The sequence below is a fragment of the Rhodobacter calidifons genome, from assembly GCF_011174775.1.
Lineage (GTDB): Bacteria > Pseudomonadota > Alphaproteobacteria > Rhodobacterales > Rhodobacteraceae > Tabrizicola > Tabrizicola calidifons.
Genome location: NZ_JAANHS010000002.1, coordinates 240,008 through 252,467 on the forward strand (window position 1 = coordinate 240,008; position 12,460 = coordinate 252,467).

Below are 12,460 nucleotides of genomic sequence, written 5' to 3' on the forward strand. Positions count from 1 at the left end.
TGTCAGAACCCCGCCACCAGCGCCGCCATGATCGCCCTGGCGCTGTCACTGTCCCATTCGGCATCCCCGATCAGCCGGCCGACTTCCTGGCCTTCGGGGTTCAGGATCACGGTGACCGGCAGGCCCATCACATGCATCGCCCGCGCCAGATCGGATTTCGGATCGCGCAGGATCGGCAGGCCCTTCACCTCTGCCTGCTCAAAGAATCGCCGGATCCCCTCCACCGCATTGCGCCCGGTCGCCACGGGCACCACCGCAATCTCGGGCATCGCCGCCTGAAGCCGGTCCAGCGAGGGCATCTCTTGCCGGCAGGGCGCGCACCAGGTGGCCCAGAAGTTCAGCACCACCCATTTGCCGCGATAGTCGGCAAGGGAATGTGCCGCATCCTCTGCGTCCAGAAGCACGGCCTCGGGCACCGGCACCGGGGCTTCGTGCAGCATCAGCTTCTTCATGTCGCCGTCGCGCAGGGCAGCCACGTCGGACAAGCCCGGATTTGCACCGATCAGGAAGGCCGTGTAGAGGACGACCAGCAATTTCCGCACGCTTCTCACTCCAAAGGCTACGCCCATGTCCGACCCCCGCGACCCGAAATCCGCCAACACGATGTGGGGCGGGCGCTTCGCCGAAGGTCCCAGCGCGATCATGACGGCGATCAACGCCTCGATCGGCTTCGACCAGCGGCTCTACGCCCAGGACATCGCGGGCAGCCGGGCCCATGCAGCCATGCTGGCCGCGCAAGGCATCATCTCTTCTAAGGACGCCGAGGCGATCGGGGAAGGGCTGCTCGCGATCTTGTCAGAGATCGAGGCCGGAAACTTCCCCTTCACCCCCGATCTGGAAGACATCCACCTGAACATCGAGGCCCGCCTGACCGAACGGATCGGCGAGGCGGGCAAGCGCCTGCACACCGCGCGCAGCCGCAACGACCAGGTCGCGGTGGACTTCCGGCTCTGGGTCCGCGACCAGTGCGATCAGGCCATCGCCGGGCTGACCGGGCTGATGCGCGCCTTCCTGGCGCAGGCCGAGGCCGGGGCGGATTGGGTGATGCCCGGCTTCACCCATCTCCAGACCGCCCAGCCCGTCACCTGGGGCCACCACATGATGGCCTATGTCGAGATGTTCGCCCGCGACCGCAGCCGGTTTCAGGATGCCCGCAACCGGATGAACGAATGCCCGCTTGGGGCTGCGGCGCTGGCCGGAACCTCGTTCCCCATCGACCGGCACATGACCGCCAGGGCGCTGGGTTTCGACCGGCCCACGGCGAACAGCCTCGATTCCGTCTCCGACCGCGACTTCGCGCTGGAATTCCTTGCGGCCGCCTCGATCTGCGCCATGCACCTGTCCCGGTTCGCCGAGGAACTGGTGATCTGGTCCTCGGCCCAGTTCCGCTTCGTGCGGCTGTCGGATCGCTGGACCACGGGCTCCTCGATCATGCCGCAGAAGAAGAACCCGGACGCGGCGGAACTCCTCCGCGCCAAGCTGGGGCGCATCCTCGGGGCCACGGTGGCGCTGTTCACCGTGATGAAGGGCCTGGCGCTGACCTATTCCAAGGACATGCAGGAGGACAAGGAACAGGTCTTCGACGCCGCCGACAGCCTGATGCTGGGCCTGGCCGCGATGACCGGGATGGTCAGCGACATGACCGCCAACCGCGAGGTGCTGAAGGCCGCCGCCGCGTCGGGCTTTTCCACCGCGACCGACCTGGCCGACTGGCTGGTCAAGGCATTGGGCCTGCCGTTCCGCGAGGCGCATCATGTCACCGGCGCGCTGGTGGCGATGGCCGAACGCAAGGGCTGCGACCTGCCTGACCTGACGCTGGAGCAGATGCAGTCGGTCCATGCGGGAATCACCGCCGACGTGTTCGGCGTCCTTGGCGTTGAAAACTCGGTCCGCAGCCGCACCTCTTACGGCGGCACCGCGCCGGATCAGGTCCGCGCCCAGATCGCGCGCTGGCAAAAGGCGCTGGGGTGACGGCCGCAACCGGCGGTGCTAACCTGCCGCCACCGATCAGGGAGATGACGATGAAAGCCCTGCTGCTTCCCGCGCTTCTGGTTCTTGCGGCCTGCCAGGACCCGATGCTGACCACCAACATGACCTTCGGCGCCAACGGAGTGTCGGTAAGCCCCGCCCTGTCCGGCAAGGTCGGCGGTGCGACCGTCACGATCGAGGATTGAGCGTGATGATGCCCCGTGTGCTGTGCATCGCCTGCCTGATCCTGGCCGCCTGCGGCGCGGATGGCCCGCCCGAGCCGCCCTCGCGCGGGGCTGCGCTTTCGGGCGAGGTCAAGGTCGGCGCGGTGTTCAGATGACCCCGCTTCGGTTTGCCTATCTGGCCCTTGCCCTCTGGGGCGCGGTGCATCCGATGTACTGGTTCCTGACCTACATGCGCGAGACGGGGACCGGCCTTGGCGGGCTGATCGACGCCTGGTACGTCAATGCCTCGACCACCGGCCTGACCTGGGATCTGACCATCGCCGCCATCGCCCTGACGGTCTGGGTCCTGGCCGAAAGCGCCAGCCGGCGCGACTGGCTGGGCCTGCTGGCCATCCCCGCAACCTTCGGCATCGGGGTCAGCTGCGGGCTGCCCCTGTATCTGTTCCTGCGCTCGCGCCCCTCAGTGGCGTGAGCCGGCGGCCGAGCCGTCCTCGGCGAAAAGGTGCGCCTTGCCGGGGTCGAAATCCAGGTTCATCTGCGCCCTGATGTCGAAGACCGCGTCATGCGACAGGGCGGCGATCAGTGGGTTGCCGTCCTTCAGCACCACGATCGTGTCCGCCAGCGTCATCGCCTCGACCTGCTCGTGGGTGACATAGATCATGCTGGTGCCAAGCTGCTGAAGCAGACGGCCGATCTCCATCCGCATGTCCATCCGCAGCGCGGCATCCAGGTTCGACAGGGGCTCGTCGAACAGGAACACCTCTGGCTTCCGCACGATGGCCCGCCCGATGGCGACGCGCTGGCGCTGGCCGCCCGAAAGCTGGCTGGGCCGGCGGTCCAGCAGATGCTCCATCTGAAGGATGCGCGCGGCTTCGGCCACCTTGGCGTCCTTTTCCGCCTTCGAGGCCCCGGCGATGGTCAGCCCGAAGGCCACGTTCTCGCGCACCGTCATGTGCGGGAAGATGGCGTAGGACTGGAACACCATCGCCACGCCGCGATCCTTGGGCGGCAGGTCGTTCACCAGCCGCTCGCCGATGCGCAATTCGCCCGAGGTGATGTCCTCCAGTCCCGCGATCATCCGCAGGAGGGTTGACTTGCCGCAGCCCGAAGGGCCGACGAAGACGCAGAACTCGCCGTCCTCGATCTCGATATCGACGCCCTTGATGACATGGGCGGTGCCATAGCTTTTCCTGACGTTCCTCAGCGATACGCGTGCCATCTGCTACTCCGCCGCCCGGGCAAGGGGTTCGATCTGCAAAAGGCCGCCCGGGCCGATGCGCACCGGCTCGGGGTCCATGATGTAACCGCCGAAACTCGCCTTGCCGCTGTCGGAAAACCCCAGGATCACCAGACCCTGCGGGCCATCCACGATGCGGGCGGCATAGCGGCGGCAGGGCTCGGCCCCGTCAAGGAAGGCACCCGGCGCGATGCGCCAGGGGCCGCGCGGATGATCGGCGATCAGGTAGTGGCTGCCGGTGACCGGGGCCTGCGGGTTGTCGCGGCGGTATTGTTCGGACCAGTGGATAGAGAAGGTGCAGAACAGGCAGTACCAGTGCCTGCCCGCCTGAAACACCTGCGGCACCTCCAGCTGACCGAAGCCGCCGTGAAACACCGGGGGCAGCAGGGTCCAGCTCATCAGGTCGGGAGAGGTGGCAAAGCCGATCGCTCCGCCGGCGTTGGGTTCGGGAACGCCCGGCACGCGGGCGGTGAAATACATCAGCCAGCCCTTGCCCTCGGGGTCCTTCATCACCCAGGGGTCACGCATCGCGCGGTCGTGCCAGTGGCCGATGGCGTGGTCCTTCTCGTAGCAGTCGGCGTTCGGCCCGGTCAGGTCCAGGGCCAGCCCGTCGCCCACACGGGTCCAGTTGTGCAGGTCGGTGGAGGTCGCATGGCCGATCCGCTGATACAGCGACTGCTCGGCCAGGCAGGTGCCGGTGTAGAACAGATGCCACAGCCCGTCGTCGCCCCTGACCACCGATGCGGTCCAGGTCGTGCTGTCGTCCCAGGCGGCGCCGTTCCTTTGCGGCTCGAACGTCGTGCCCATGTCGGTCCAGTTGACCAGATCCTTCGACACCGCATGGCGCTGGGTCGCGTTCAGATGCCGCGCATCGGGGTCGCCCAACGACTTCGGCGCTTGCAGGAAATAGCCGTGCCAGATGTCGCCGTCCCGGACATACCAGCTGTCCCAGAACCAGAGATCCTTGTGTTTGAACGCCATAGCGGACTCCTCAGCCCTTCACGCCGGTCGAGGCGATCGACGCGATGCAGGCTTTCTGCGGGTAAAGGTAGAAGGCAAGGACGGGGACGGTGATTAGGTGTTCGATCCCACGGTTTAATGGTGCGATCCTGTTCCTTCCGTTCCTCCTGCCGAACACCTTCCCGACGCTCCTCAACCTCCGCTCCATCCTTTCGGACAAGGCGATCTTCGCGCTTCCCTCCCTCGCTGCGGTTCTTCCGATGGTCGCGGGACGCATCGACCTGACCGGGGGCTACGGCATCGTCCTCTGGCACAGCCTCACGATCAGCCTGCTGAACCTCGACGGACTCCCCTCGCCAATCGCTGTCTGCATCGTCCGGATCATTGGCACCATCTTCGGGGCGCTCAACGGCCTTCTCGTCGAGGTCGCCCGCATCGACAGCTTCATCGCCACGCCGGGAACCGACACGATCCTCTGCGCCCTTGCCCTCCGGCACAGCGGGGGCGCCAGAGGGTCTGCCAGCTTCCCGATGCCTTCTGCACGATCATAGACCCCTTCTTCCCCGGCCTGCCGAACACCGCTTTCGTCCTCCTGGCCATCACCCTGATCCTCCGGGTCGTGCCCGACTACGCCCCCATCGGCCGCTGTCTCCATGCCATCGGCGCCAACCAGCGCGCGGCGGAACGGCTTTGCGGGTGATGGCTCGGAAGCCGCCTTCCAGAGCCTTCGCAGCGGCCAGTATCCGGCCGTGACCGTCGCCGAGCCCCTGACCCCCCCGGGCTGGCAGCTGGTCGACAAGCTGAACCGGGCCATCCGGGGTCAGCCCTGCTCTGGCTACATCCCCCCCTGCGCGCTGGTGACCGAGGAAGCCCTTCGGGCACCGAAGGCAAAGTCTGCGACCCGGACAACGGCCACCGCGAGGCTGATGCCGCCATCCGGGGCAGGACAGACATCCAGCGCCGGCGGGACCCTTCGCCGGCGCTACACCCGGTTTGACGCCCCCATGCCCCGGAACACCGCCCGCGCCGCCTCCGTCACCGGCTCCTCCGTGTCGCGCAGGATGGCAATCCGGTCGAACCGCGCCGGGTCGCGGGCGACCGCCTCGCGCAGCGCCGCGCCGAAGGCCATGCGCAACTCCGTTCCGACGTTGAACTTGGCGATCCGCGACCCCGCCGCCAGCATCGCGCGCTGATCCACCGGCACCCCCGACCCGCCATGGATCACCAGCGGCACATCCGTCACCGCCTCGATCCGCCTGATCAGCGCCAGGTCCAGCCCCTGACCCGCGTCCTGCTGCAAATGGACATTGCCCACCGACACCGCCAGCGCATCCACACCCGTCTCGCGCGCGAACCGCGCCGCCTCATCCGGGTCGGTCCCGGTCGAGGCCTTGCCCCCGGCATAGCCGACGACACCAAGCTCCCCCTCGCAGGACAGCCCCGCCGCATGGGCCAGCGCCGCGACCTCTGCCGTCAGGTGGATGTTCTGCTCCAGCGGCAAAGCCGACCCGTCGATCATCACCGAGGTGAACCCCGCCGCAATCGCCGCACGGGCGTCCCCCACCGTCAGCCCATGGTCCAGATGCGCCACCACCGGCACCGAGGCGGCTTCCCCCAAAGCCCGGAACATCGCCCCCCAGACCGCCACCGGCATATGCGCCCGCGCCCCCGGTCCTGCCTGCAGGATCAGCGGAGCCCGCTCTGCCTCGGCCGCCCGGACATAGGCCCGCGCGTCCTCCCAGCCAAGGCACACCAGCCCCGGCACGGCGTAACCGTCCCTCAGGGCAGGCCCCAGCACCTCTGCCAGCGTGGCGATCATCTGAACTTGGCCACCATGTCCATGATCCCCGGGATCGTCTGCACCTGCGCCGCATGGGTCGGCTGGAAGTACTGCTTCAGACTGCGCTGCGACTGCCCGCCCAGGATGGTGAAATAGTACATCTCATACCCCGGCAGCGCGCAGCAGGGGTGATAGCCCTTGTCGATCAGCACGGTGGACCGGTTCATGATGTGGTACGCATCCCCCGGCTCGTTATCCACCCGCTGCAACATCTGGAGCCCCGAGCCATAATCGGGCCGGAAGCGGAAATTGTAGCACTCGTCATGCCGCGTCTCCTCCGGCAGGCGGTCGGTGTCATGCTTGTGCGACGGAAACCCCGACCACCCCCCCGCGCCCACGGTGAACAGCTCACTCACCAGAAGCCGCCCCACCCGGTCGTGATACCTGGTCCCCAGGATATGCTTGATCTTCCGGTGAGTCTTCGTCTCGTCCGACCCGTATTGCACCACATCCAGATCGCCCGAACGCACCGCAAAGGGGCTCAGCGCCTCGTCGAACTTCGCCCCCGCGACAAAGCACTCCGTCGCCGTCCGCGCCGTGATCCGCGTGCCGGTGCCACTGGGCACATAAACCCCCTCCGGCTCTCCATCCCAGACATCGACGCCCCGGTTGCCGATATCGGCAAAGACCTCGCCCCCGACCTCTACCTTCACCGTTCCCGTCGCCGGGACCACGCAGGTCTCGTAGCCCGGGGTGCGATAGTCGAAATGCTCGCCGGGTTTCAGCCGGACGATGTTGAAATAGACCAGCGGGACCAAGGGATCGTCCCGATCGACGATGGCGCGGTTCCGGTTGTCATGGGGGGGGATGTGCATCGGATGTCCCTTCAGGCACTTGGGCCGGGGTGGGTGGTTAGAAAATCGTCAAGCTCCGGCAGATCCGGCATCGCCGGGGCGCAGCCGACCCGCGCCACCACCATCGCCGCCGCTGCCGAGCCGCGCAGCACGGCGGCCTTCACCGGCAGGCCCGAAGCCAGGCCCGCAAGGAAAGCGCCAAGGAAACTGTCCCCGGCCCCGGTCGGTTTCAGCGCCCGCGTCGGGTAGATGCCGGTCGCAAACTCGCCCTCGCGGGTGATCGTGACCGCCCCCTTCTCGCCCATCTTGTAGACGACGACCTGCGCCCCCTCGGCCACCAACTCACGCGCCTTGTCCAGACCACGGTCGGGATGCCCGGCCATGAAGCCGAACTCGACATCATTGCCGACGATCACATCGCACAGGGCCGCCGCGCGGGAATAGGTCTCGGCGGCGACCGCAGCCGAAGGCCAGGAATAGGGCCGGTAATCCACGTCGAAGACCAGGGGCAGCCCGGCAGCCCGCGCCAGATCGAAGGCCCGGAACGCCGCCGACCTTGAAGGTTCCGCCGCCAGCACCGTCCCCGTGGTGACCAGCGCCGAGAACTTCGCGTAATCCACCGCCTCGACATCCGCCGCGACCATCGCGAAATCCGCCGCACCGTTGCGGTAGATCACCGACTGGCAGTCCTCGACCCGCGTCTCCACCACCGCCAAAGAGTTGCGCGCCTCGCCGCCCTCGACCCGCACCAGCGTCCGGTCCACGCCATAGCCGTCCAGCTGCGCCAGACAGAACCGCCCCACCGCATCGTCCGACACCCGCGTCAGCAGCGCCGCCTTGCAGCCCTGCCTGACCAGCGCCACCGCGATATTGGCCGAGGACCCGCCCAGATGCGCGACGAACCGGCTTGCCTCCTCGATCCGCGTGCCCGCAGGATCGGCGTACAGGTCCATCCCGGCCCGGCCGATGACCAGAAAGTTCCGTCCCCTCAGCCGTTCCAGCTCTGCCATCCCGCGCTCCACCCCCGCCCGCAGCCCCACAGAGGGACTTGCGCGCCTTCAAAGGCCACGATACAACTTTTGCAACCGGTTGCAACACCAACGGCACATGCCGCCGGGCAGGACCATGACATGACACAGATCGGGATCGGACTGGTCGGCGGCGGCTACATGGGCAAGGCGCATGCCGTGGCGTATTCCGCCGTGGGCCCGGTCTTCAACACCAGGCTCCGCCCCCGGCTGGAGGTGATCGCCGCCACCTCGCAAGCCTCGGCCGAAACCTACGCCAAGGCCTACGGCTTCGCCCGTGCCGCCAGCGACTGGCAGGACCTTGTCGCCGACCCCAAGGTGCAGGCCGTGGTCATCGCCTCGCCCCAATCCACCCACCGCGCGATTGCCGAGGCCGCCTTTGCCGCCGGAAAACCCGTGTTCTGCGAAAAGCCGCTGGGCGCCTCGCTGGAGGACGCCCGCGCCATGACCGCAGCTGCCGAAGCCTCCGGCCTGCCGAACATGATCGGCTTCAACTACGTCCGCACCCCGGCCACGCAGTTCGTCCGCCAGCTTCTGGCGCAGGGCGTCCTCGGCGACATCACCTGGTTCCGCGGCGAACATACCGAGGATTTCCTGGCCGACCCGACGCTTCCCGCCAACTGGCGCACCCGCGACCGGGCGAACGGCTGCATGGGCGACCTGGCTCCGCATCCGATCAACTGCATGCTGGCTCTGATGGGTCCGGTCGCGGAACTGAACGCCCGGATCGAGACGGTCCATGGCCTGCGTCCCGGCCCGAATGGTCCCGAGGCGGTGACGAACGACGACCACGCCCAGATCATGCTCCGCTTCGCCTCTGGCGTGATGGGCCATCTCTACATCAGCCGCACCGCGACGGGCCGGAAGATGGGCTATGCCTATGAAATCCACGGCACCAAAGGCGCGATCCGCTTCGATCAGGAGGACCAGAACGCCGTCCACCTCTACCGCGCTGAGGGGCCAGAGGCCGCGCGCGGCTTCACCCGCATCCTGACCGGACCCTGCCACCCGGATTACCTCGCCTTCTGCCAGGGCCCCGGCCACGGCACCGGCTATCAGGACCAGATCATCATCGAGGCGCGCGACTTCCTGACCGCCATCGAGACCGGCCACCCCGTCTGGCCCACCTTCCGCGACGGGCTTGCCGTGTCGCAGATCGTCGAAACCGCCTTCCAGTCATCCGACAGCGGCCGCTGGGTCGCCGTTCCCGCCACATGAGGACCAAATGACCATCCGCATCGGCAATGCGCCCTGTTCCTGGGGCGTCGAATTCGCAGGCGACCCGCGCAACCCGCCCTGGCGGCAGGTCCTGAAGGACTGCGCCGATGCGGGCTACACGGGTATCGAGCTTGGCCCCATCGGCTTCATGCCCGAGGACCCGGCGATCCTGTTCGACGCGCTGGAGGAAAACGGCCTCGACCTGATCGGCGGCGTAGTCTTCCGCCCATTCCACGACCCCGCCGCCTGGGATGACGTGCGCGACGCCGCATGGCGCACCTGCCGCGCGCTGACCGCCCACGGCGCGCAGCATCTGGTGCTGATCGACAGTATCTCCCCCCGCCGCGCTCCCACCGCAGGCCGGGCCGATGCCGCCGAGCAGATGGACTGCGCCGAATGGACCGCCTTCCGCGACCGGATCGCCACCATCGCCCGGCTTGGGACCGAGGAATTCGGCCTCACCGTCGGCATCCACGCCCATGCTGCGGGCTTCATCGACTTTGAACCGGAACTCGAACGGCTTCTGGACGAGGTGGACGAAAAGATCCTGAAGATCTGCTTCGACACCGGCCACCACTCCTTCGCCGGCTACGATCCGGTGGCCTTCATGCGCCGCCATATCGGGCGGATCTCCTACATGCACTTCAAGGACATCGACCCGGTGGTGAAGGCCGATGCCATCGCGAAAGGCACCGGCTTCTACGAGGCCTGCGGCCAGGGCATCTTCTGCAACCTCGGTCAGGGCGATGTCGATTTTCCGGCCGTCCGCCAGATCCTTCTGGATGCGGGTTACCAGGGCTGGTGCACCGTCGAACAGGACTGCGACCCGACGCTGGACGTGCATCCCATCGACGACGCACGGCGCAACCGCGAATATCTGAAATCCATCGGCTTCTGAAGGGTCCGACCATGGCAAAACTGAACTGGGGCATGATCGGCGGTGGCGAAGGCAGCCAGATCGGCCCGGCGCATCGGCTGGGCGCGCAGGCGGACGGGCATTTCGCCTTCGTCGCAGGCGCGCTGGACCACCGGCCCGAGGCCGGGCGCGCCTATGCGCAACGGCTCGGCATCGCACCCGACCGCGCCTATGGCGACTGGAAGGAAATGCTGGAGGGCGAACGCAGCCGCGCCGACCGGATCGACCTGGTGACCGTCGCCACCCCGAACTCCACCCATTACGAGATCACCCGCGCCTTCCTGGAGGCCGGGTTCCATGTGCTGTGCGAAAAGCCGATGACGATGACGGTCGAGGAAGGCGAGGACATCACCCGCATCGCCGAACGGACGGGGCGCATCTGCGCGGTGAACTACTGCTATTCCGCCTATCCCATGGTCCGCCAGGCCCGCGCCATGGTGCGGGCGGGCGACATCGGCAAGGTGCGCCTTGTGGTGACGAATTTCAGCCACGGCCACCATGCCGACGCGACCGACGCCGACAACCCCCGCGTCCGCTGGCGCTATGACCCGGCGATGGCGGGCGTCTCCGGCCAGTTCGCCGACTGCGGCATCCATGCGCTGCACATGGCCAGCTTCATCTGCGACGACGAGGTGGAAAAGCTCTCCGCCGATTTCGCATCGACGATTCCCAGCCGCCAGCTGGAAGACGACGCCATGGTCAACTTCCGCATGTCGCGCGGGACGGTGGGCCGGCTCTGGACCTCTTCCGTCGCCATCGGGCGGCAGCACGGCTTCGACATCCAGGTTTTCGGAGAGACCGGCGGCCTGCGCTGGCACTCCGAACAGCCGAACCAGCTGATCTACACCCCGGTCGGCGGCCGCACCCAGATCATCGAAAAGGGCGAAGCCGGGCTGTATGACGAGGCCAGACGCCTGTCCCGCGTCGCCATCGCCCACCCGGAAGGCTTTCCGCTGGCCGTCGCCAACATCTACTGCGACCTCGCCGATGCGATCCGGGGCGAGGCCCGCGACGGCCTGCCCCTTGCCCCGGCCGGGGTCCGCTCGATGGCCGCCGTCCATGCCGCCGTCGCTTCGGCCAGGGCTGGCGGCACCTGGGTCGACGCCCGCCCGCCGATGTTCCGCTAGGACCGCAAGCCCCCTGCGCCCGTTCAGGCGACCGGGCGCAGCGTCCCGCGCTCGACCACCTCGCAGGGAAACAGCCTGACCTCGGGGGCCATGTCCGGCGCTTCGATGGTCGCCACCACGATCTCGATGGCCGCGTCGATGATCGCCGCCACCGGCTGGCGGATCGTGGTCAGCCCGATCACCTGCCAGCGCGCCATCTCCATGTCGTTCAGCCCGATCAGCCCTACGTCCCAAGGCACCGACAGACCCGCCGCGCGGATCGCGCTCAGCGCCCCCACCGCCAGCAGATCGTCGCCGCAGAAGTAGGCCTCGGCCCGGTCGCCCTCCAGCAGCCGCTGCATCCGGGCGCGACCGGCGTCGAAGGTGTAGTCCTCGGCATAGCTGACACTGACTGCGATCTCCGGCCGTTCGGCCAGCCTGCCCAGAAACCCCGCAGCCCGGTCCTGGGTGGAGGTCGCCCCCCGCGGCCCGCCCAGAAACCCAACCCGCGCATAGCCGCGCGAGATCAGCACCTCGGCCGCCATCCGTCCGCAGGCGACGTTGTCGATGCCCACCACCGACACATCCGGCGCGGTCGAGGCCCGGCCGAAGGCATGCACGACGGGCAGCCCGGCCGCCTTGAAGGCCTCGGCAAAGCTGGAGGGCAGGGTCGAGGAGGCCACGATCACCCCGTCCACCGAATACTGCCGCAGCATCCGCACCGTGGCCGCCGGATCGGTCGCGCCGCTCAGGTTCACCAGCAGGGGCCGCAAGCCCCGGTCCTGCAAGCCCCTGGTGAACAGGTCGAACACCTCCAGCATCAGAGGGTTGCGGAAGTTGTTCACCACCAGGCCGATCAGCTTGGTCCGCCCTGTGGTCAGGCTCGAGGCCAGTGCATTCGGCGCATAGCCCAGTTCGGCCGCCGCCTTTTCCACCTTGGCCCGCGTCCTGGCCGAGACCGAGGCGCCAGGGGTGAAGGTGCGCGACACCGCCGACCGCGACACACCGGCCCGTTCCGCCACCTCTTTCAGCGTCACTGCCATCCGCCGCACCCTTTCCGAACGCCACCGACTATACATGCCGCCCACGCTGAGGGAACCGGCTACCGCCGCTGTCGCCGGACTGCATCCTCCCGCCGAAAGGGTTGCGCCTGAAGACCCCGGAATTTTCGAAAATTCTGGACCGATTTCTTCGACGAAATCGGCGCT

14 protein-coding genes and 1 pseudogene are annotated in these 12,460 nt (G+C 67.7%); 8 read left to right on the forward strand and 7 right to left on the reverse strand.

All coding sequences use genetic code 11. The features are described from left to right. Window positions 1–2: 2 nt before the first annotated feature. Entirely contained in the window at window positions 3–569 is a 567-nt protein-coding gene (locus tag G8O29_RS03720; RefSeq protein WP_242678860.1) for a TlpA family protein disulfide reductase, read from the reverse strand. On the opposite strand from G8O29_RS03720, the gene argH reads away from it, so the two are divergent. The 4 genes from argH to G8O29_RS03735 are packed head-to-tail and all read left to right on the forward strand — an operon-like array spanning window position 568 to window position 2,625. Further along, entirely contained in the window at window positions 568–1,971 is a 1,404-nt protein-coding gene (gene argH, locus G8O29_RS03725; protein WP_166401873.1) for an argininosuccinate lyase, read from the forward strand. The two genes, G8O29_RS03720 and argH, sit on opposite strands and share 2 nt — an antisense overlap. Before the next feature lie 50 nt (window positions 1,972–2,021). Next, on the forward strand, window positions 2,022–2,174 hold the full coding sequence (locus G8O29_RS03730) for a hypothetical protein (RefSeq protein WP_166401874.1): 153 nt from the start codon (window positions 2,022–2,024) through the stop codon (window positions 2,172–2,174). 5 nt (window positions 2,175–2,179) lie between these two features. Further along, window positions 2,180–2,308 (forward strand): hypothetical protein, encoded by a 129-nt coding sequence (locus G8O29_RS18680; protein ID WP_302848556.1) that lies wholly within the window; start codon window positions 2,180–2,182, stop codon window positions 2,306–2,308. Further along, window positions 2,305–2,625, forward strand: coding sequence for a DUF2834 domain-containing protein (locus G8O29_RS03735; RefSeq protein ID WP_166401875.1), 321 nt, complete (start codon window positions 2,305–2,307; stop codon window positions 2,623–2,625). The genes G8O29_RS18680 and G8O29_RS03735 overlap by 4 nt, the downstream gene beginning before the upstream one ends. Window positions 2,626–2,739: 114 nt before the next feature. Here G8O29_RS03735 and G8O29_RS03740 read toward each other — a convergent pair. After that, window positions 2,740–3,372 (reverse strand): annotated as a pseudogene (locus G8O29_RS03740) (ABC transporter ATP-binding protein); the annotation flags it as partial. Window positions 3,373–3,375: 3 nt separating this feature from the next. Then, the gene (locus G8O29_RS03745) at window positions 3,376–4,371 is read right to left on the reverse strand and encodes a glycoside hydrolase family protein (protein ID WP_166401876.1); all 996 of its coding nucleotides are present in this window, start codon (window positions 4,369–4,371) and stop codon (window positions 3,376–3,378) included. Between the two features lie 89 nt (window positions 4,372–4,460). Here G8O29_RS03745 and G8O29_RS03750 point away from each other — a divergent pair, with 89 nt between their 5' ends. Next, entirely contained in the window at window positions 4,461–4,901 is a 441-nt protein-coding gene (locus tag G8O29_RS03750) for an ABC transporter permease (RefSeq protein ID WP_242678861.1), read from the forward strand. A 431-nt stretch (window positions 4,902–5,332) separates the two neighbouring features. On the opposite strand, the gene G8O29_RS03755 is transcribed toward G8O29_RS03750, so the two are convergent. The 3 genes from G8O29_RS03755 to iolC are packed head-to-tail and all read right to left on the reverse strand — an operon-like array spanning window position 5,333 to window position 7,994. Continuing rightward, the gene (locus tag G8O29_RS03755) at window positions 5,333–6,169 is read right to left on the reverse strand and encodes a class II fructose-bisphosphate aldolase (RefSeq protein WP_166401877.1); all 837 of its coding nucleotides are present in this window, start codon (window positions 6,167–6,169) and stop codon (window positions 5,333–5,335) included. Next, window positions 6,166–7,005 carry a 5-deoxy-glucuronate isomerase gene (locus tag G8O29_RS03760; protein WP_166401878.1) on the reverse strand — a complete coding sequence of 280 codons (840 nt, stop codon included), beginning with the start codon at window positions 7,003–7,005 and terminating at the stop codon, window positions 6,166–6,168. Before G8O29_RS03760 ends, G8O29_RS03755 begins: the two co-directional genes overlap by 4 nt. Window positions 7,006–7,016: 11 nt before the next feature. Further along, entirely contained in the window at window positions 7,017–7,994 is a 978-nt protein-coding gene (gene iolC / locus G8O29_RS03765; protein ID WP_166401879.1) for a 5-dehydro-2-deoxygluconokinase, read from the reverse strand. A 120-nt stretch (window positions 7,995–8,114) separates the two neighbouring features. On the opposite strand from iolC, the gene G8O29_RS03770 reads away from it, so the two are divergent. Genes G8O29_RS03770 through G8O29_RS03780 form a run of 3 tightly spaced genes read left to right on the forward strand, consistent with a single transcriptional unit; the run spans window position 8,115 to window position 11,273 of the window. Further along, entirely contained in the window at window positions 8,115–9,230 is a 1,116-nt protein-coding gene (locus G8O29_RS03770; protein WP_166401880.1) for a Gfo/Idh/MocA family protein, read from the forward strand. Between the two features lie 7 nt (window positions 9,231–9,237). Further along, window positions 9,238–10,128 carry a TIM barrel protein gene (locus G8O29_RS03775; RefSeq protein ID WP_166401881.1) on the forward strand — a complete coding sequence of 297 codons (891 nt, stop codon included), beginning with the start codon at window positions 9,238–9,240 and terminating at the stop codon, window positions 10,126–10,128. An 11-nt stretch (window positions 10,129–10,139) separates the two neighbouring features. Then, complete coding sequence (locus G8O29_RS03780) at window positions 10,140–11,273, forward strand: Gfo/Idh/MocA family protein (protein WP_166401882.1); 1,134 nt, start codon at window positions 10,140–10,142, stop codon at window positions 11,271–11,273. Window positions 11,274–11,296: 23 nt separating this feature from the next. Here G8O29_RS03780 and G8O29_RS03785 read toward each other — a convergent pair whose 3' ends face one another. Further along, a complete protein-coding gene (locus G8O29_RS03785; RefSeq protein ID WP_166401883.1) occupies window positions 11,297–12,295 on the reverse strand; it encodes a LacI family DNA-binding transcriptional regulator in 999 nt (332 codons plus the stop codon). Window positions 12,296–12,460: the final 165 nt, after the last annotated feature.